Below are 17,670 nucleotides of genomic sequence, written 5' to 3'. Positions count from 1 at the left end.
CCTCTCCCCAACCCCTCTCCCCTCTCGGGAGAGGGGGCCTTTACAGCCACTTCCCCGGATTCATCAACCCGTCCGGGTCCAGCGCGCGCTTGATGCCGCGCATCAGCTCCAGCGCCAGCGGATCTTTATAGCGGGCCAGCCAGTCTTTTTTCAGCTGGCCGACGCCGTGCTCCGCCGCCAGCGTGCCCCCCAGCCGGTAGACGTGGTCGTAGACGATGGCGTTGACGGCATCTTCGTCTTCGAACAAGTCCGCGTTGCCGGGGCGGGTGAAGCTGACGTTGTAGTGCAGATTGCCGTCGCCGGCATGGCCGAAGGCGACGATGCGCACGCCGGGAAAGGCCTTGTCCAGGTCCGCCGCGCAATCGCGCACCAGCCGCGGCAGGGCGGAAGTCGGCACCGCGATGTCGTGCTTGATGCTGGGGCCATCCTTGCGCTGGCTTTCCGATATCTCCTCGCGCAAGGTCCATAGCTTGCGCCGCTCGGTTTCGTTCTGCGCCAACACGCCGTCCAGCATGTCCTGCTCCGCCAGCCAGCGCACCAGCGCGTCGTTGAGCTCGGCCGCACCGCCGCCGTCGGACAGCTCGATCAATACCAGCCATGGCGCAGTAAACGGCATCAACGAGGGATGATGGCGCAGCAGCACCTGCTGGCAGTTGGCATCCATCACCTCGAACGCGGTCAGACGGTCGCCGAAGCGGTCGCGCAGCCGGTTCAGCCAGGCGATGGCCGTTTCGATGTCCGCCAGGCCTATCATGGCGGTGGCGTGGGCGCTGGGCAGCGGAAACAGCTTCAAGGTGGCCGCGGTGATCAGGCCCAGCTGGCCTTCGGCGCCGATGAACAGCTGCTTCAGGTCCAGACCGGTGGTGTCCTTGCGCAGGCCTTGCAGCTGGCTCAGCACGCGGCCATCCGGCAGCACCGCCTCCAGCCCCAGGGTCAGCTCGCGCATGGTGCCGTAGCGCAGCACCGCCACGCCGCCGGCATTGGTGGACAGGTTGCCGCCTATTTGGCACGTGCCCTGCGAGGCCAGCGCTAGCGGAAACAGCCGGCCGGCCGCTTCCGCCGCCTGTTGCGCCTCTTGCAAGGTGACGCCGGCCTCCACCGTCAGCGCGTTGTTGTCGGTATCGACATGGCGCACGGCATTCAGCCGCCTCAGCGCGACGACCAGCTGCCGGCCGCTGGCGTCCGGCGTGGCCGCGCCGCAGGTTGAGGTGTTGCCGCCCTGCGGCACGATGGCGACGCGATGGGCGCGGCATAGCTTGACCAGGGCCGACACTTCTTGCGTCGAACCCGGCTGCGCCACGGCCAGCGGCGCGCCCTGGTAGCGGCGGCGCCAGTCCAGCGTGAACGGCGCGGTGTCGATGTCATCGGTCAGCAGGTGTTGCGGACCGACGATGGCGGCCAATTGGGCCAGGAAATCGTTCATATCGTATCCAGCGCGCTTTCTTCGACAGCGGCATAGAGGGCGGCGGGCGCGCAGGTGACGGCCGCCCAGTAGCGGTCGCCATGGGACCAGTGCCACCACTCGGACGGATAGTTGACGAAACCGGCTGCACGCATGGCGTTAATCAGGATGTCGCGGTTGGCGCGGGCTTGAGCGGAAATGGCTGCGCAATCGGTGTAGCAGGCGCCGTTCGACTCCTCGCTGTCGGCGTTGAACGGGCAACCCATGTCCAATTCTTGTCCGGCGACATTCGTCAGCGTCAGGTCCAGCGCCGCGCCGGTGGGATGAGGTGCCACCGCCGGCGGCGCGACGTATAGGCTGGCCTCGCGCAGCAGCGCGGTCTCATCCAGCCCTGGCTTGAGGTCGCGCAGCCGGGCCAGATGCTCGTCGTAGGAACGCTGCTGTCTGGCTAGCGGGCGATAGGCCTCCTTCACGCAAAAGCGCAGCCCGTCCGGCAACTGGCGCGCGGCTTCGCGCAGCCGTTCGGCCACCGCGCGGCGGGCTTTCAGGAAATGCGGGCTGCGGCTGGAAATCTGGCTGCGGCTCAGGTCCGCCAGCCAGTCCGGGTAAGCTGCGAGATCGACGAAAGGCTCGTCCTGGTTGGCGATGGGGATGGCTAGCAGTTTCAGGTCGGCTAAGGTCAGCATGGCGTCTGGCGGCTTTCAAAACAGCCCGTTGTTTTCGCGCAGCTTATCCGGCAGGCCGTCGTGGCTGCCGTTTGGCCGCGCGGGCGCGTCGGACCAGTGCTCCGCGCCGGCCGCGGCGTTGCGTTCCGGGTTGAGCGGGTAGTGGTAGCGGTTGTCGGCGCGGCGGGTATCGCCCACCACCAGCAGGCGCACGGTTTGCTCGGTATTGTTGATGAAGGTGTGGCACAGTCCATCGCCGGCCTTGAAACCGACGGCATCGCCTTCTTGCAAGCGATGCAGCGCGCCGTCCAGCCACACGTCGGGCGCGCCCTCCAGCACCAGGATCAATTCGTCCTCGGTGCTTTCGCAATGCGGCAGGCTGCTGCGGCGGCCCGGCTCCAGCCGCAGATGGTTGACGCCCAGCCGGGCAAAGCCGAAATGCTGGCCGAAACGGGCGGCATAGCCCATTTCTTCCCGACTGTCCGGATAGCGGCCCGCTTCGGGGTTTTCCAGTTCTCGCCAGTGTTTGACGCAGTTGGGACGGGACATTGAGAGGGACCTTGGCTATTCGCCATTAAGTTGTTTGAAAAACCGGCTGGGATTTTTTGCCGCGTCGCAATGTAAAGTCAGCAGGCTTCTGGCGCGGGTGGCGGCAACGTAAGCCCGCTGCCGCTCTTCTTGGAGGGGAGCTTGTCGCAGCGGGAAGTCTTGTTCGGCCAAGCCCGTCAGAATCACATGCTCCCACTCTTTGCCCTTGGCGTGGAACACCGAACCGACGGCCAAGGCCTGCTCGATATTTTTGGATGTCGTCTTGTGATGCATCTGATCCAGCTTGTTGCAGTGTTGCAGCCAGCCGCTGGCGCTAAAGTTTTTGGCGCGGATATAAGCCAGCAAAGCCTGCCAGCTGTGCCAGCGGCTGTTGGCCGCCTCCCCGCGCGGGGTGAACGATTGCAGCATGGCCTCCAGCTTGCAGGCTTGGGCGAAAGAGGTGAGCGTGTTGGCCAGCGGCTGCTGGGCCGGAGAGTCGAGCAAGCATTGCAGGGCCTGGTACAGCCTGAGACCTTGGCTGCGCATCGGCTCATGCGCGGGCGGCGCTTCCTGGATCAGCAGGGAAAACAGCATTTTCAGATTAGCTGGGCTGATGGCCTCGGCCAGGCAGCCGTTTTTGCGCTCCTCCGTCAGGCTCCAGCCAGGCAGACTGAGTAAGCTTTGCGCCAGCGCGGCGCAGCGCCGGGCTTCGAATTCTCTCTTGCGCGGCTCCTGCTCGATCTGGCGCAGGGAATACAGTCTCCAGCTCGGGTCGATCAATTGGGCCAGCATTTGGATCAGCCGGCCTTCTCGGTTGCGCCAGCACGGCCACTTGTCCAGGGTGTAGAACGGGATATCGTTTTCGGCCAGCGCCAGTTGGCTGGCGATGGTCTGGCTGCGGTCGCGCGCCAGAATGGCGGTGTGCGCCAGCGGCAAGGCAGCGGTCCGCAGCAGACTAGCGAGTTCTGCCCGGCTGGCGATGATGCGGGTTGGCCCGCCTTGTCCCGACAAGGGCGCTAAGCCCTTGCCGCGCAGTGCCTGGCAGCGTTGCGCCAGTAGTGGGCCAAAACGGTAGGAGCTGGACAGCGGCAGTATGGTCACCGGCGCGAATCGTTCGCGAAACTTCTGAAACACGGTCTGAGCATTGGCCCCGCGCCAGAAGTAGAGCTCCTGGTCGCGGTCGCCGACGACGACAACGCGCTTATTGCGCCGGCTCCAGGCTTTGATCCAGTCAAGTTGCAAGGGCGTGGTGTCGTGGAATTCATCGATGAATACGTACGCTTGTTGAAAGCCGCCCTCACTATCCAGCAGATTGTTGTCGGCGGCGTCCAGCAGGTCGTGGCAGACATCCTCCAGCAGGCGAAAACCCAGATGCTTGCGACCGTTGTGCTGGAACGCATAGCTGTTGCGCAGTTTTTCGTATTCAAAAAATGCCAACCAGACCGAGTAGGGGCGTTCTATCGCATCCTCGATTTCCTCTGGGTCGCTCACCTCGGCCAGCCAATGTTGCAGGCGGCCGTTCTTGATGCGCTGGATGGTGTCGATCAGGTCGCGCGCGCCTTCTTCGTCGGTGGCTAGTTGCTCATGGCCGAGGTCGGCTAGGCTGCGATTCAGCGTGGAGATCAGACTGGGAATGATATTTTCCAGTACCCACTCCAGATTGGCCAGATACTTGTCGTCCGGCAGATGGCGGCGGGAGGCGGCCAGGCAGTATTCGCCAAAGGTGCTGGCGGCGATGTTGCCGCTGCCGCTGATAGCCTTCAGCCGTTCTTCAAAGGCGGCTTTGCCGCTTTGGCTGAAGGTCAGCACCAGCACCTGCTCACCGATGCCGGCATATTGCGCAGCCAGGTGGGCCAGGATGGTGGTTTTGCCGCTGCCCGCTGCCGCTTCGATCAGCAGATTGCCGCGCTGATGATTCAGAATGTCCTGCTGCTCTGCTGAAGGAAATGTGCTCATGCTTGCCTGTGGGGGAGTTCTGCTTCGGCGCGGCTGTTAGGCCGGGATGTCGGCCGCCATCAGCTCGTCCGGATGCTGCCAGCCCGGCTGGGCGGCGATGCGGGCGAGCCAGGCCTGGATGTTGGGCCAATCCGCGATGTCCAGGCCAGCGTCGGCCAGCCACCACAGATAGGCGCTCAGCGACACGTCGGCGATGCTGATCTGGTCTCCGGCCAGGTAGCGGCGCTCGGCCAGCTCTGCTTCCAGCACGGCCAGGTCGTCGCGCAGCCGCGCTTCCAGCCAGGCCTCCACCGCCGGCTCGTAGTGAGCCATCAGGCGGGAGTAGCGCAGATTGGGCAGGGACATGCCCAGGCGGTTGGTTTCCCAGTTCAGCCATTCGCGCACGCGCTGGCGCTCGCCCAGGGCGCCGCCCAGCGCGCCGTAGCTGTCGGCCAACCATTGCAGGATGGCGTTGGATTGGCACAGCGGCACGCCGTCGGCCACCAGCACCGGCACCTCGCCGAAGCGGCTGGCGGCGCGGAAGTCTTCCGGGCGCTCCTCGCGCGGCTGGGCGAGGTCGATGTGGGCGTAGTCGTGCGAGATGTCGGCCAGCACCAGGGCCAGCCGCACCTTGTAGCTGTGGCCGGAGTAGCGGTTGCCGTAGAGGGTCAGATTGCTCATTGCGATAGCTTTCTTTTCATGCGTAGACATCATCTTAGTTCGTCCGGCGCGATCCCAGCCAGGCCGCGGCGAAGGCCAGCGGCAGCGAGAACAGCGCCGGGTTGGAATACGGGAACAGCGGCTGCGCGTGGCCCAGCGCGCCCACCCACACCGCCGGCCCGCAGACGATCAGCAGCAGCGAGGTGGCGATGCCCGCCGCGCCGCCCCACACCGCGCCGCGCGCGGTGAGGCCGCGCCAGCGCAGGCCAAGCAGCAGCAGCGGAAAATTGGCGGAGGCGGCGATGGCGAAGGCCAGGCCCATCATCAGCGCGATGTTCAGCTGCTGGAACACGGTGGACAGCAACATGGCCGCCAGGCCCAAGCCCAGCGTGGCCAGCCGCGAAACCCGCAGCTCGCGCCGCGGATCGGCTTGGCCGCGTTTCAGCCAGCCGGCGTACAGATCATGACTGACCGCGCTGGCGCCGGCCAGGGTCAGGCCGGCCACCACGGCCAGGATAGTGGCGAAGGCCACGGCCGCCACGGCGGCGCGGGCGAAGTCGCCGCCCAGCAGCTCGGCCAGGTGCAGGGCCGCCATATTGCCGCCGCCCAGCAGCTTGCCGTCCGCGCCGTGAAACTGCGGATCGGGGCCGACCAGCGCCAGCGCGCCGTAGCCTATGATCAGGTTCAGCACGAAGAAGGCCGCCACCAGCCAGGTGGCGATGCCTACCGATCGCCGCGCGGCGGCTTCGTCCGCCACGGTGAAGAAGCGCATCAAAACGTGCGGCAAGCCCAATAGGCCCAGGCTCAGGCCCAGTCCCAGCGACAACACTTCGACCGGGTCGGACAGGCTTTTGCTGGGCAGGAATACGGCCGCGCCGCGCAGTTTTTCCGCCGCGGCGAACAAGTCGGCCGGGCTGCCGTGGTAGCGCGCGAGCACGCCGCCGGCCAGCAGCAGGGCGCAGACGAACAGCAGGGCGGCCTTGCTCATCTGCACCCAGGTGGCGGCCAGCATGCCGCCCAGCGCCACGTAGGCCATCATCAGCGCGCCCACCAGGCCCACTGCGGCGAGATAAGGCAGGCCGAACAGCAGTTCGATCAGTTTGCCCGCGCCCACCAGCTGCACGATCAGATAGCACAGCGTCACTGTCAGCGAGCCGGCGATGCCGACCAGGCGCACGCCGGCGTGGTCGAAGCGCTGGCTCAGGATGCCGGCCACGGTGTAGCGGCCCTGCCGCCGCAGCGGCTCCGCCAGCAATAGCAACAGCAGCGGCCAGCCGGCCAGGGTGCCCACGGCATAGGCCAGCGAGTCATAACCTTGGCCCAGATACATGCCGGCCGCGCCGAGGAAGGCGGCGGCGGATAAATAGTCTCCGGCCAGCGCCAGGCCGTTCTGCCAAGCCGGCACGCGGCCGCCGGCGGTGTAGAAGTCGCCCAGCGATACGGTGCGGCGGCGCGCGGCGGCGGTCAGCGCCAGGGTCAGCAGCGTCAGCGCGAGGAACAGGATTTGCGCCAGGCTCATCGTCGCGCTCCCCGGCAGTAAACGGCGGCGATCAGGCAGAACAGCAGCATGGCGGCCAGCGCCAGGACGATGGAGGCGGGCAGTCCGCCCAGGCTGGCGGCGAGCCAGGCCGGGCGCAGCGCCAGGATCAGGTAATAGCCGAGGCAGACGGCCGCGGCGAGCAGGGCCAGCAAATACTTCATGCGCGCTTCATTCGGGCAAAAGTCCGAGTGTAGCGCCTTAGGGCTGCCACCGCATCAGCAAGCGCGGCTCGCCGGGGCCGAAGTAGTCGTCCTCGCGGCCGGTTTCGACAAAGCCGAGCCGGCGATACAGCGCGGCCGCCGGATTGGCGGGGTCCACGGTCAGCCGGATGCCGCTGGCGCGCGGCATCATGGCGCTGAGCGCGGCTTGCATCAAGGCCTTGCCCGCGCCCCGGCCGCGGGATTCCGGCAGCAGGGCCAGCGACAGCAGCCACAGCTCGTCCGGCTGCTGGCTGGGCGCGCCCAAGGCGTAGCCTACCGGCTTGCCGGCCTTGTCCTCGGCCAGCCAGAACCAGTCCGGCCAGAGGTCCAGCGCCTGGCGGAAGAAGAAATCGGGATAGACGTGGCTGCCGAACACCGCCTGTTCGATGGCGAAGACGGCGGCGAGATCGGCGCGGCGGACCTGGCGCAGTTTCATGGGGCTATTCTGAGTAAGGGATGAAGAGAAGGGGCAAGGGTAAACGATGGCGCGCGCCGGGCAAAGCCGGCCGGGATGCGTTTCTTAATGAAAGCATCATATTGCTTGCGCACACTGCGCGCTGTTTTGCCCTTCAGCCCACCCTGAACTTTTCCGGAGCGTTGTCATGAGCGAGTTGTCGCGTCGCGAGTTTCTCAAGCTGTCGGCCGCCGGTATCGCGGCCGGCGCCATCCCGCCCGGCCTGGCCGCCGCCATGGGCGTCAAGCCGGCTGGCCGCAGCCTGTCCGCGGTCAAGCATGTCGTGGTGTTCATGCAGGAAAACCGGTCGTTCGACCATTACTTCGGCAATCTGCGCGGCGTGCGGGGCTTCGGCGACCGCAGCGCGCTGCAGCTGCGCAACGGCAACAGCGTGTTCCGCCAGCCGCATCTCTTGTCCACCGAGTTTCCGTTCCACCTCGATACCGGCCGCACCAGCGCGCAGTACCTGGGCGATCTGGACCACTCCTGGACCGGCACGCACGCCGCCTGGAACAACGGCAAGTACGACGGCTGGGTGGGCGCCAAGACGGCGATGACCATGGGTTACTTCAACCGCGCCGACATTCCCTACCACTACGCGCTGGCCGACGCCTTCACCATTTGCGACCACTATTTCTGCTCGGTGCAGGGACCGACCAACCCCAACCGGCTTTATCTGTGGAGCGGCTCCATCAATCCGCAGGGCGGCAAGGGCGGCCCGGTGACCGACAACAGCGAGAAGGGCTATAGCTGGACCACCTACCCGGAGCGGCTGCAGAACGCCGGCGTCAGCTGGAAGGTGTACCAGGTGCTGGGCGACAATTTCGACGACAACGCGCTGGCCTGGTTCAACCAGTACCGCGGCGCCAAGCCGGGCAATCCGCTGTACGACCGCGGCATGAGCTCGGTGCCCAAGATCAGCGGCAACTCGGTGGCGGATTTGACGGCGGCGATACGCAAGGACGCGGTCAACGGCACGCTGCCGCAGGTGTCGTGGATCGTCGCGCCGCAGGATTATTCCGAACACCCCAGCGCCTCGCCGGCCGCCGGCGCCTATCTGATAGATCAGGTATTGCAGGCGCTGACGGCTAATCCCGACGTGTGGGCCTCTACCGTATTGTTGCTAAACTACGACGAAAACGACGGCTTCTTCGACCACTTGCCGCCGCCGGTGCCGCCGTCCGGCACGGCCGACGAGTTCGTGTCCGGCGCGCCCATAGGCCTGGGGCCGCGCGTGCCCATGCTGGTGCTGTCGCCGTGGAGCCGCGGCGGCTATGTCTGCTCGCAGGTATTCGACCACACCTCGGTGATCCGCTTCCTGGAAACCTGGAGCGGCGTGCAGGAGCCCAATATCTCGGCCTGGCGGCGGCAGATCTGCGGCGATCTGACCACGGCGCTGGATTTCGGCAGCAGCAATGTCAGCGTGCCGGCCTTCCCGGATGCTTCGGCCCTGCTGACCCAGGCGCTGCAGACCAAGAACTGGCCCAAGCCCAGCGCGCCGGTGCCGGGGCAGATGCCGCAACCGGAGGCCGGCCGCAAGCCGGCGCGGCCGCTGCCTTACCAGTGCAACGCCTATGGCAGCACCGAGCTGTCCACCGGGATTTTCTGGGTGCATCTGCAGAACGGCGGCCAGCAGGCCGCGCATTACTCGATCTACGCCAACCAGTACCGTAGCGACGGTCCGTGGCAATACGACGTGGCTGCCGGCGCCGAGATCAAGGACTACTTCCACGCCCAGACCTATGGCGGCGGCTTCTACGACCTGACGCTGTACGGCCCGAACGGTTTCTTGCGCCGCTTTGTCGGCAATCTGCACAGCGCCATGGGCGCGCTGGAGGCGGTGAGTTCGGTGTCCGTGGCGGCCGGCGCGCCGCAGCTGACGCTGCAATTGAGCAATCCGGGCGGCAAGGCAGCCACCTTCCTGGTCAGCGCCAACGGCTACGGCGGCGGCGCGGCGCAGCAGGTGGCGGTGTCGGCGGGCGGCAGCCAGCTGCTGAGCTGGAATCTGGCGTCCACCGCCGGCTGGTACGACCTGACCGTGAGCTGCGTGGGCGAAAGCAATTTCGTGCGCCGCCTGGCCGGCCATGTGGAAACCGGCGCGGTCAGCGTGAGCGGTTGATCCGGTCAGGCCTTGCGTTGATAGCCCAGCCTGCCGGGAGAGAAGCGGGCGACGGGCAGCAGCAAGAGCAGGCAGGCGGAGGCGGCTATGGCGGCGCAGACCAGCCAGAAGCCACCGCCTCCCGGCGGGGCGAAGCCGGTTGCGCCAAGCCAGTTTCCAAGCAGCCCGCCCGCCATGGCGCCGCTGCCCAGCAGTCCGAACAGGGTGCCGGTTTGATGCTCCGCGACTTGGGACGATGCCATGGCGTCTATGGCCGGATCTATGATGACTTCTCCCAGCGTATAGATCGAAATCAGCGCGAGGAAGGCCGCCAGCGGCGGCGCGAAGTGGAAGCCGACCATGGCCAGCGCGATGCAGACGAAGCCGAGCACGATCATCCGCGGCAGGCTGAATCTGCGGCCCAGATAGTAGTTGAGCGGAATCTGCAGCAGAAACACGGTGGCGGTATTGCAAAAGAACAGCAGGCCGACGCTTTTGCTGGAAAACAAATTGGCGGCCGCTAGCGGCAAAGTGAACTCCAGTTGCGCGTACAAGGCAATGTAGATGATGTACAGCGCGGCCATTTGCAGAATGATTGGATTGCCTAGCATTGAAACGAGGGGGCGCCAGGCCGCGACAGCGCGGCTGCCTCGGTCTGGCGTCGCCATGGCCATCGACAGGCTTAGTCGTGGCAGCCACAGCAGCAGCGCGCATATAGATTGCACGCCGGCGGCGGCGCTGAACAACGCGAGCGGCGGCAAGGCGATCAATGCCGATCCAAGCAGGCCGCCCAGAGCCATGCCTAGATTGTTGGCGGTGCTGCGCAGCGAAAACAGCAGGGTACGCCCCCCTGGCGCCGCGGTCTGGCTCAGCGCGGATTTTGAGGCGGGCACGAAAAGCGCGCTGGCCAAGCCGAAGGTCAGTGAGGCGACGCTGATGGAGATGGCGTCTCGGCCCAGGGCATAGAGGAAAAACGAGCTGATCCGCAGCAGACAGCCCAGCGCCATGGCAAGCCGCGTGTTGAGTCGGTCGGAGACTATGCCGCCCAATAGCATCATGCCGCGTTGGGAAAACAGCTTCAGGGTCAACTGCACGCTGACAAAGGCCAGAGAAAACCCGAGTTGCGTGTGCAAATACACTGCGATGAACGGCACGATCACGAAGCTGCCAATGTTGAAGGTGAAGCTGATGAACAGCAGCCATTGGGTGGCGGGCGATAGTTTTTGCAGATTGCGTAGCAAATTCGTCAAGAGTGTCTTCTCCGCGGACCGATTCGGCGGCAGTTGTGAGTGGGATGTGCGTTTTATGTTTTTATCATTATATTGGATGAGTGGCCGGGCGATGCAAGCGTTCGGTCAGCTGGCGGCTGATGCGTTGGCAATGGCGGGTATTGGTTTCGTACACGCTGCAGAACAAATGCGTGCCGCATGTCATGTTGCCCACAGCGTAGAGTCCGCCCGATGGCGCGCCGGATGGCGCCAGCACCTGGTTATCGGCCCAGTCGACTTCCACGCCGCCAAGCGGGTGGGCGATAGCGAGCTGTTCGCGCAGCAAGGCCGCATAGAGCGGGTCCGCCGTATTCTGCAGGCGATTGTCGGAGCTGGTCGCATTGACCACGATATCGAACATCGCCTGCGAGCCATCCTCGAATTGGGCGAGGAAGCCGCCATCCGCATGGTCGATCCGACGGATGCCTGAGCGGATTTCCAACTGCTCCCGCTTCAGCAGCTTTTGCAGGGTCAAGGCGCTGGGCAGAGGAATGGGCACCCGCAGAGCCATGAAGCGGCTGTAGCCGAAGTCGCGGAAACGCTGTTGATCCTGAGGCCGTAGCGAGCGCCAGAGTTCATCGATGACGGCGTTCAGGGCGACGAAGACGGCCTGCCAGTTTCGAGGCCCGGCATCCAAGGCTTGAATGTCGAGATCAAGCAGAGCGGCGGCGTCGCCCTTCAAGGGTTTGTGTCGTTTCGCGCTGAAGCGGCAGCCTGCCGCCGCGCTCAGCTCCTTCAGTACCAGGCGAAATACCATGCGCAAGCTCAGCCAGCCGCCGCAGGCGGTTTTTTGGGCGGCGATCCGCTCCACAGTGCAATAGCGAAGCGGCGCGTTGGCTTGCGGCAGTTGCGCCATCGGCAGATATCCCTGACGCGACATCAGCGTGATCGGACCGCGGTGGCCTTGGCGGCTGAGTGCGATGACGGTGTCCACCGCGCTCAGCCTGGAGCCGATAATGGCGACGCGTTGCTCCGGATGTATGGCGCGGCAAGTCTGGACGAGCGGGTAGGGGCTGTGGCGGTAGCCCGGTTTGTCTCGAAGATGCAGGAATTGGCCCGAGCGCTGGTTGCCGGTGGCGAGGATCAGGTGTTTGACTCGCCAAGTATCCCGATCGGAGAGCAATAGGTAGACGTCCTCTTGCCGCTTGACGTCGATGATCTCGGCCGGGATCAGCCGAACCCGATGTCCAGTGGTCGCCGCGAGATCGACCGCTTGTTGCAGGGCATCCTGCAGGTAGCGGCCGAACAGCGGGCGCGGTAGATAGTCCGCGTCTGCGCAGTCCGGGTCAGGTTGGCGCGCCAGCCAATTGGCGAAGTCCGCAGGGTATTGCGGCTGCGCCGACATATTGTGTCGGGTGCGGTTCAGAATCGCGGCGTCCAAGTCGGGCTGGTAGGCTACGCCGGTGCCGAAACGGCCGGAACGCTCGAAGGCGAGAATTTCGGTGGCGGCGGCGCGGCTGGCAATCAGATCCTTGACCAGATGAATGATCATGGACACGCCGACGGCGCCGACGCCGATGATGGCGATGCAGTGTTTGTCGTGGCTCATGTGGAGAATGGAGTGTCATGGGAGGCCCGCGCCGCGCGCGGGCCTGGAGGGAGGCTCAGTCCCAGATGGTTTCGCGTTCGAACCAGGTGGCCGCTTGTTGTAAGCGCTGTGCCAATTCCGCTTCGTCGGCGCCGGTGATCAGCAGGCTGGCGATCTCGCCATTGGTGAACGCCATCTTCCGGTATTCCTGTCCGGGGCTGGCGTTGCGCTTGTAGAACGCTACCCATGGCTGCGGCGCCTGCCCGGGCAGGCTGCGCAGCAGAGCGGGGCGGGGCGGGATGTTCAGTTCTGCGATCATTTTCGCCGGGCGGGGCCTTTCCGTCGTCAGCCGTTGCGGATAGCCGCATTCCGACCGGATGTACTCCATCCGCACGTCGATGCCGAAAGCGTGTCGAATTTGGTCGTTGGCCAGGCAGCCGGCTAGTCGGCAGGCGGCCTCGCACAGGTATAGCTGCCCGTCCGGCGTGTGGAATATCTCGATGTGGAATAGGCCGTTCGGCGGCATGGGCAGCACGCGCTGCAGCAGGTCCGTCGCGAAGGCATCCAGGCGGCCCCATAGCTCGCCGGCAGGGTCTAGCATTTTCAAGCCTAGCCATTCGCCGTTGAGAAACTCCAGGTTGGAGTGCACGCATTGCACGCAGGACAGCAGTACGAGCTTGCCGTCCAGATAGAGGCCGTTGGCCTGATACATCTCGCCTGGCACAAAGCTTTCGGTCAGCGGGCTTTTGCCCAGAACGGCCGCGCCGGATTCTAGATACGATTCCAACATGGCTTCGTCGCGAAGCACTTGCACACCGGAAGAGCCGCGGCCGTCTACCGGTTTGACGACAATGGGGTAGCCATGGACACCGATGAAATCCAGCAGGTCGAGCGGGGTGTGGCTCAGTTGGAAGTCGGCAACCGGGACGCCGGCGGCGCGCGCGCGCTTCTTCATCTCGAATTTGTCGCGAAAGAAGACGGCGTCGGCTGGCGTCAACCCTCCGAGATTCCATTTCTGGCGCAGCCTGGCCGCGCGCAGCACGTCGCTTTCCGCAAGCGCGATCACATTGCGGAACGGGGCTGCCCGATGCATGTCAAGGGCCTGCTTTTCCACCAGACCGTTATTGTTGAAGTCCTTGAAGAAGCGGATCTCGGCGAAGGCGCTGCCGGCATGGGCGACGATGGCCTCCCGTTCGGCGGCGTCGGTGAAAAGGACCGCATCTCCGCCGGTGGCGGAGGCCCAGTCCGCCGAGCTGTTTTGCAGAATGATTTTAGGTGGGGCGAGTAACAGTGCGCGCATGGAGTTTTGCCTTGGGTTCGCCCGCTATTGCGGGCGAGTAGCGTTTCAGTTTCAGACGGTCGCCGGAAGCGGTTCCCATTCGACCTTGACCAGATCGCGGCCGGTTTCGGCGTTGAGCATGGCCTCGTCAATGTCTTTACCCGTGCAGAGCACATAGCCTTGGCGAGAGTCAGAGCCGCTGAGGCGCCCCAATTCTTGGCCCGGCTTCAAAGTGCATTTGACGCGGACAATGCCTGGAGCGCGTTCAGCCTGTTCTAGGTTTTCCACCTTGACGATGCGCGCATGCTGGAGCGGGAAGAAACGGATGGCGGCGGCAGAGGCGACCGGCTGGCGGGGCGGTTGCGGCAGGCTGAGCAGTTCGCAGATTGTTTCGCTCATCAGGTCTACGCCACTGACCATCTCGCACATCTCCCAGATCTGGTCGCCGCCGATCCGGGTTTGCGATTCGATGATGCGGGGGCCGCTGCGGGTGAGCCGAATTTCCGTGTGCGCGGGGGCGGTGCGTTGTCCGACGACCTCCAGGAAGCCAAGCACCAGGCTTTCTATCGCGGCCTTGTCGGCTGGGGCCAGACGGGCGGGCACCTGATGGCCCAACTCGACAAAGGTGGGTAGCTCGGTGGTGATTTTTTCGGTGATGATCGCGATTTCATGGCGGCCGTTGCGGGAAATCGATTCCACGCTGAATTCCGGCCCTTCCAGAAATTCCTCAGCCAGGATGGGGCTGGCCGTGGCGGCCTGGGTCAGCGGCCAGCGCTCGCGCAATGCCGCCTCGTTTTCCACGTAGAACACGCCCTCGCTGCCGCCGCCGTCGAACGGCTTGAGCACCATGGGCTGGCCGTCCAGACTATGGAGGAAGGCCAGCGCATCTTCCAGGCGAGCGCAGGTTTGGTAGCGCACAGGGCTGAGTCGATGCTGCTCCATGGCCGCGCGCATGTGGATTTTGTCCCGGGTAAGTTGCACCGCGCTCAGGTTGTCGCCAGGCAGTTGCAAATCAATCGCGCATAGCGAGGCGGCGTGCATGCCGTATTCCGCTAGCGACACGATGGCGTCGAACGGATCTTTGGCATGCCAGGCCCGAGCAACCAAGAGGACTTCCTCGACATCCCGATAATCCATCACGACGTAGCGTTCCGAGTCGCGCACTTGTTTATCCGTCACCAAGTCCGGCGTCTGCATCATGGAGTAACGGACGCCCAGCTTGTCCAGCTTGTCTAGAGTATGGTCGCGTCCGCCGACCACCAGCACGTGTTTCTGTTGCATGGATTTTTATCCTTGTTGCCACGATGCGTGGCGGGAAGGCGCGCCTTTGGGGAGGCGGTAGTTGAGGATGAGCGCATCGCGCCAGCCGGGGGCGTTATTCGCGGCCAGGCATGAAGAGACGCCGTGATACATGCGGCGATCGTCCACCAGCAGGAATTCCATGCTGTTCAGCAAGGGCGCCTGCCATACCTGGGCGTGGTGTTCGTCCTGCAGTTCGCTGACGCCGCCTTCGACATTCTGGCGATGGATCAGAATGGCGAAAAAGTAATCGACGCCGTCCTGATGAATGCCTTCGGGCGTGGGCTCGCCAGCGCAGCCCGGCGCGCAGGCTGTGCGAATCGGATGCAATTCAATGTCCCAAGCGGGTGCCGGGTGCAGCGCGTCTATGATGCGGCTGGAGGCGGCAAGCAGCGCGCGATATACCGGGTGCGCCAGATCCTGTTCGTCCAGTCCTTCATAGATGCGTTCGATGCCGCCGTTGAGCGTGTTGAATTCCGTCGACTGATAGAACGGACGTTGTGGCTGCGAGGTGAAAAGCATCTGGCCATCGCGCCGCTCGGCTCCCAGGCAATTGAATCGGCGATAGCGGTACAGGCCGCCGTCCGCCATGAAGCGGTCTTGCGGCAAGTGGTCCCACTGCTCCAAATAAGAGGGCAGATGCTGTTCGATACCCGGTATTGCCTCGGCCAGCAGGCGAATGGCGTTGTTCGAGCTGACGTGGGCATAGCCTTGTTGCTTGACCAGGGCGGCGATGGTTTGCCGCAAGTCCTCGATATGTGTAGTGGCAGGCATGATTTTGTTTGCGGGTGTGTCGGGGAGGGTCAGGACCAGAATACCGTTTCGTCGTCAGAGATCCGGCCTATGGCGGAGGTGACCGTCACGCGCTCGTCAGGTGTCGGATCCACATAGTGGAAGTTGCGCGTGTTGAAGATGACGAGCTCGCCTGGACGCGGTTGGAAGCTGATTTGCTGGCAGCCTGCGGCTACCTGCGGATCGTAGCCATAGGTTCCGTCGCGGAATACGTCATCTTGCGGCGTCCATTGCCGGTTGTAGATATGGGTTTTGCCCTGGTCCTCGGAGGTCCGCAAGTAGAGGTTCCATGCTAATTGATGCGTAATGCCGGCGACTTCCCACTCTTGCTGTTCAGCCGGCGCGAAGTCGATGTGGAGCAGGGTGCCGTTCTCGATGCGGCGGACCAGGCCGGCGTAATAAGGCTGGCCGTTTCCGCGGCGCGCGACGATGGCGTGCATCCCGGCATGTTGAATTTGTCCCATCAGCCTCTCAATCGGATCGAAGCTGTTGTCGAAGATGTCTTGCAGCTGAGTGGTTGCGGCTGCGGCATCGGAGAAGTAACGCTCTTGGGATAAGCGGTTGTATTCGAAAACGGTGATGCCGATCTTGTTGATCTGCGGCTCTACGCCGCGGTAAGGGCTAAAGCCGTAGCGGCCGGCCTGCTTGACCAATTGCTCGCACTCCGCCACAGAGGCGAAGTTTCGCAGCCGGATGAACGGGATCTGGTTGGTGAACAGTTGGTGCAGGCTGGCGCGAGTCAATTCCTCTGCGGGACCTGCTGACCATCCGGCATGTGCCGGAGTGGTGAGGCGAATCGTTTCTAAAGTTTCCATTTCCATGCCAGAGAGGTCTAGTTAGAAAAATTAAGATGACAAATGTATACTATTTCAATGTCATTTTAAAGAGGAGTCTCTGGTTTGTGGCTAAAACCGCAGCGACCGCAATAGAAAAGCAAAGAATGGAGATAAGAGCACGCCGGCTCTCAAGGGAGAGCGTCGCATGTCGGGAGGGGTTTTGCCGCCGTTGGCCGCAGGCCGTGGCCTGCCAGACCCGGCCGCAATCGATATGTGAGGCTGGTCAACGAGCGGGGGAACGTTGTTTGCGGGGAGGGATAGGGCTAATCCGAACTATGGCTGCAATGATGAACGCGGCCTGGCGGAAAGTCGGACGGCGTCTAGCTGGAGTAAAACATCAAGCCGCGCTAGGGCTGGCGCGAACGGATAAAAGTCGGGCGAAAGTCCGGCTTGCCGGGCGTTTCGCCGCTTGTCGCCATGGGCGCGCTGGAGGCGGTGAGTTCGGTGTCCATGGCAGCCGGCGCGCGATCCGTTAGCCCCCTCTCCCCAACCCCTCTCCCGCGAGGGGAGAGGGGCTTTGCCGCAGCTCATCGCACGCACGGTTTTGTCGCGCGGATTAACGTCTCGTAGTACGGGGGCGCTCAGATAATGTCTGCGATGCGATTCGCCTCGTTAAGACAATTTGCGGCCGAGTCGTTTTTCCACCTGCCGCCGCTCCCAGTCCGGCCCCAGTATGGGTAAAAGCTCGAAGGTGCTGACCGCTTGCAGCAGCAGGCCTATGCCCCAGCCTAGCGCCGGCCAGACCACCCACAGCTGGTGTGGCGAAGTCAGTAGATTGACGGCGGCCAGCAGCATCATTACCAAAGCATATTGCGCCAACTGGCGGTAGAAGCGTTTTAGCCGGTTCACGTGCTGCAGGGCCAGCATTTCCTCCAGGTCGCGGGAGACGATGGGGGCTGCGACGGCGTCTGGGGTGGTCGAGTCGGTCATGGCTAGCTCCTGGTTGAGTTCCGAGAAGTCGATCTCGAATACGGAGGCCAGCGACTTCAGCGACTCAACGCTGGCGCCCTGGCCGCGCTCGATGCGCTGGATGGTCCGCACGCTCAGACCGGCCAGTTGTTGTTGCGACCAGCCGCGTTGCAGTCTCAGTTTCTGTATCAGCATAAAACCTCCGTTGGATCACTGGGGGCAGTGTGGCTTGGCTCGCCCGCATGGACAAGGACAGTGGGGCGACAGACAGACGACA

Annotated in this window: 16 protein-coding genes; 1 reads left to right on the top strand and 15 read right to left on the bottom strand. The window is 64.0% G+C overall.

All coding sequences use genetic code 11. From position 1 onward, the window contains the following. Window positions 1–40 precede the first annotated feature (40 nt). Genes C2I19_RS10435 through C2I19_RS10400 form a run of 8 tightly spaced genes read right to left on the bottom strand, consistent with a single transcriptional unit; the run spans window position 41 to window position 7,366 of the window. Window positions 41–1,423, bottom strand: coding sequence for an FAD-binding oxidoreductase (locus C2I19_RS10435; RefSeq protein ID WP_103902634.1), 1,383 nt, complete (start codon window positions 1,421–1,423; stop codon window positions 41–43). Continuing rightward, window positions 1,420–2,088, bottom strand: coding sequence for a M15 family metallopeptidase (locus tag C2I19_RS10430; protein ID WP_103902633.1), 669 nt, complete (start codon window positions 2,086–2,088; stop codon window positions 1,420–1,422). The genes C2I19_RS10435 and C2I19_RS10430 overlap by 4 nt, the downstream gene beginning before the upstream one ends. A gap of 15 nt (window positions 2,089–2,103) precedes the next feature. After that, on the bottom strand, window positions 2,104–2,616 hold the full coding sequence (locus C2I19_RS10425; RefSeq protein WP_103902632.1) for a cupin domain-containing protein: 513 nt from the start codon (window positions 2,614–2,616) through the stop codon (window positions 2,104–2,106). Between the two features lie 15 nt (window positions 2,617–2,631). Then, entirely contained in the window at window positions 2,632–4,551 is a 1,920-nt protein-coding gene (locus C2I19_RS10420) for a UvrD-helicase domain-containing protein (RefSeq protein WP_103902631.1), read from the bottom strand. Between the two features lie 36 nt (window positions 4,552–4,587). After that, window positions 4,588–5,211 carry a glutathione S-transferase family protein gene (locus C2I19_RS10415; protein WP_103902630.1) on the bottom strand — a complete coding sequence of 208 codons (624 nt, stop codon included), beginning with the start codon at window positions 5,209–5,211 and terminating at the stop codon, window positions 4,588–4,590. Window positions 5,212–5,245: 34 nt separating this feature from the next. After that, on the bottom strand, window positions 5,246–6,709 hold the full coding sequence (locus C2I19_RS10410; protein ID WP_103902629.1) for a sodium:solute symporter family transporter: 1,464 nt from the start codon (window positions 6,707–6,709) through the stop codon (window positions 5,246–5,248). Next, window positions 6,706–6,891, bottom strand: coding sequence for a DUF485 domain-containing protein (locus C2I19_RS10405; protein WP_103902628.1), 186 nt, complete (start codon window positions 6,889–6,891; stop codon window positions 6,706–6,708). The genes C2I19_RS10410 and C2I19_RS10405 overlap by 4 nt, the downstream gene beginning before the upstream one ends. Before the next feature lie 37 nt (window positions 6,892–6,928). Next, window positions 6,929–7,366, bottom strand: coding sequence for a GNAT family N-acetyltransferase (locus C2I19_RS10400; RefSeq protein WP_103902627.1), 438 nt, complete (start codon window positions 7,364–7,366; stop codon window positions 6,929–6,931). A 166-nt stretch (window positions 7,367–7,532) separates the two neighbouring features. Between C2I19_RS10400 and C2I19_RS10395 the strand changes: the two genes are divergently transcribed. Next, complete coding sequence (locus tag C2I19_RS10395) at window positions 7,533–9,503, top strand: phosphocholine-specific phospholipase C (protein WP_103902626.1); 1,971 nt, start codon at window positions 7,533–7,535, stop codon at window positions 9,501–9,503. 5 nt (window positions 9,504–9,508) lie between these two features. On the opposite strand, the gene C2I19_RS10390 is transcribed toward C2I19_RS10395, so the two are convergent. The 7 genes from C2I19_RS10390 to C2I19_RS10360 form a co-directional block, all read right to left on the bottom strand. Further along, entirely contained in the window at window positions 9,509–10,732 is a 1,224-nt protein-coding gene (locus tag C2I19_RS10390; protein ID WP_146056776.1) for an MFS transporter, read from the bottom strand. 67 nt (window positions 10,733–10,799) lie between these two features. Continuing rightward, complete coding sequence (locus C2I19_RS10385; protein ID WP_103902624.1) at window positions 10,800–12,299, bottom strand: FAD/NAD(P)-binding protein; 1,500 nt, start codon at window positions 12,297–12,299, stop codon at window positions 10,800–10,802. Window positions 12,300–12,354: 55 nt separating this feature from the next. Then, window positions 12,355–13,578, bottom strand: a complete 1,224-nt coding sequence (locus C2I19_RS10380) for an ATP-grasp domain-containing protein (RefSeq protein WP_103902623.1) — start codon at window positions 13,576–13,578, stop codon at window positions 12,355–12,357. A gap of 51 nt (window positions 13,579–13,629) precedes the next feature. After that, window positions 13,630–14,838 (bottom strand): ATP-grasp domain-containing protein, encoded by a 1,209-nt coding sequence (locus tag C2I19_RS10375; protein WP_103902622.1) that lies wholly within the window; start codon window positions 14,836–14,838, stop codon window positions 13,630–13,632. 6 nt (window positions 14,839–14,844) lie between these two features. Further along, window positions 14,845–15,630 (bottom strand): 2OG-Fe dioxygenase family protein, encoded by a 786-nt coding sequence (locus tag C2I19_RS10370; protein WP_103902621.1) that lies wholly within the window; start codon window positions 15,628–15,630, stop codon window positions 14,845–14,847. A 29-nt stretch (window positions 15,631–15,659) separates the two neighbouring features. Beyond that, window positions 15,660–16,469: a 2OG-Fe(II)-dependent halogenase WelO5 family protein gene (locus C2I19_RS10365; RefSeq protein WP_199181137.1), complete on the bottom strand. Its 810-nt coding sequence runs from the start codon at window positions 16,467–16,469 to the stop codon at window positions 15,660–15,662. 627 nt (window positions 16,470–17,096) lie between these two features. Further along, entirely contained in the window at window positions 17,097–17,588 is a 492-nt protein-coding gene (locus tag C2I19_RS10360; protein WP_103902620.1) for a 2TM domain-containing protein, read from the bottom strand. Between the last annotated feature and the right edge of the window lie 82 nt (window positions 17,589–17,670).

The organism is Chromobacterium alticapitis (genome assembly GCF_002924365.1).
Taxonomy (GTDB): domain Bacteria; phylum Pseudomonadota; class Gammaproteobacteria; order Burkholderiales; family Chromobacteriaceae; genus Chromobacterium; species Chromobacterium alticapitis.
The sequence above is the reverse complement of the archived record's forward strand: the minus strand, read 5'-3'. Positions and strand labels throughout refer to the sequence as shown.

What these genes read in the sequence shown, in the direction of transcription:
- C2I19_RS10395 (WP_103902626.1), top strand. Translation starts at nt 7,533, where the DNA reads ATGAGCGAGTTGTCGCGTCGCGAGTTTCTCAAGCTGTCGGCCGCCGGT.
- C2I19_RS10410 (WP_103902629.1), bottom strand. Translation starts at nt 6,709, where the DNA reads ATGAGCCTGGCGCAAATCCTGTTCCTCGCGCTGACGCTGCTGACCCTG.
- C2I19_RS10370 (WP_103902621.1), bottom strand. Translation starts at nt 15,630, where the DNA reads ATGCCTGCCACTACACATATCGAGGACTTGCGGCAAACCATCGCCGCC.
- C2I19_RS10420 (WP_103902631.1), bottom strand. Translation starts at nt 4,551, where the DNA reads ATGAGCACATTTCCTTCAGCAGAGCAGCAGGACATTCTGAATCATCAG.
- C2I19_RS10405 (WP_103902628.1), bottom strand. Translation starts at nt 6,891, where the DNA reads ATGAAGTATTTGCTGGCCCTGCTCGCCGCGGCCGTCTGCCTCGGCTAT.
- C2I19_RS10385 (WP_103902624.1), bottom strand. Translation starts at nt 12,299, where the DNA reads ATGAGCCACGACAAACACTGCATCGCCATCATCGGCGTCGGCGCCGTC.
- C2I19_RS10415 (WP_103902630.1), bottom strand. Translation starts at nt 5,211, where the DNA reads ATGAGCAATCTGACCCTCTACGGCAACCGCTACTCCGGCCACAGCTAC.
- C2I19_RS10375 (WP_103902622.1), bottom strand. Translation starts at nt 14,838, where the DNA reads ATGCAACAGAAACACGTGCTGGTGGTCGGCGGACGCGACCATACTCTA.
- C2I19_RS10380 (WP_103902623.1), bottom strand. Translation starts at nt 13,578, where the DNA reads ATGCGCGCACTGTTACTCGCCCCACCTAAAATCATTCTGCAAAACAGC.
- C2I19_RS10365 (WP_199181137.1), bottom strand. Translation starts at nt 16,469, where the DNA reads ATGGAAATGGAAACTTTAGAAACGATTCGCCTCACCACTCCGGCACAT.
- C2I19_RS10435 (WP_103902634.1), bottom strand. Translation starts at nt 1,423, where the DNA reads ATGAACGATTTCCTGGCCCAATTGGCCGCCATCGTCGGTCCGCAACAC.
- C2I19_RS10425 (WP_103902632.1), bottom strand. Translation starts at nt 2,616, where the DNA reads ATGTCCCGTCCCAACTGCGTCAAACACTGGCGAGAACTGGAAAACCCC.
- C2I19_RS10360 (WP_103902620.1), bottom strand. Translation starts at nt 17,588, where the DNA reads ATGCTGATACAGAAACTGAGACTGCAACGCGGCTGGTCGCAACAACAA.
- C2I19_RS10430 (WP_103902633.1), bottom strand. Translation starts at nt 2,088, where the DNA reads ATGCTGACCTTAGCCGACCTGAAACTGCTAGCCATCCCCATCGCCAAC.
- C2I19_RS10400 (WP_103902627.1), bottom strand. Translation starts at nt 7,366, where the DNA reads ATGAAACTGCGCCAGGTCCGCCGCGCCGATCTCGCCGCCGTCTTCGCC.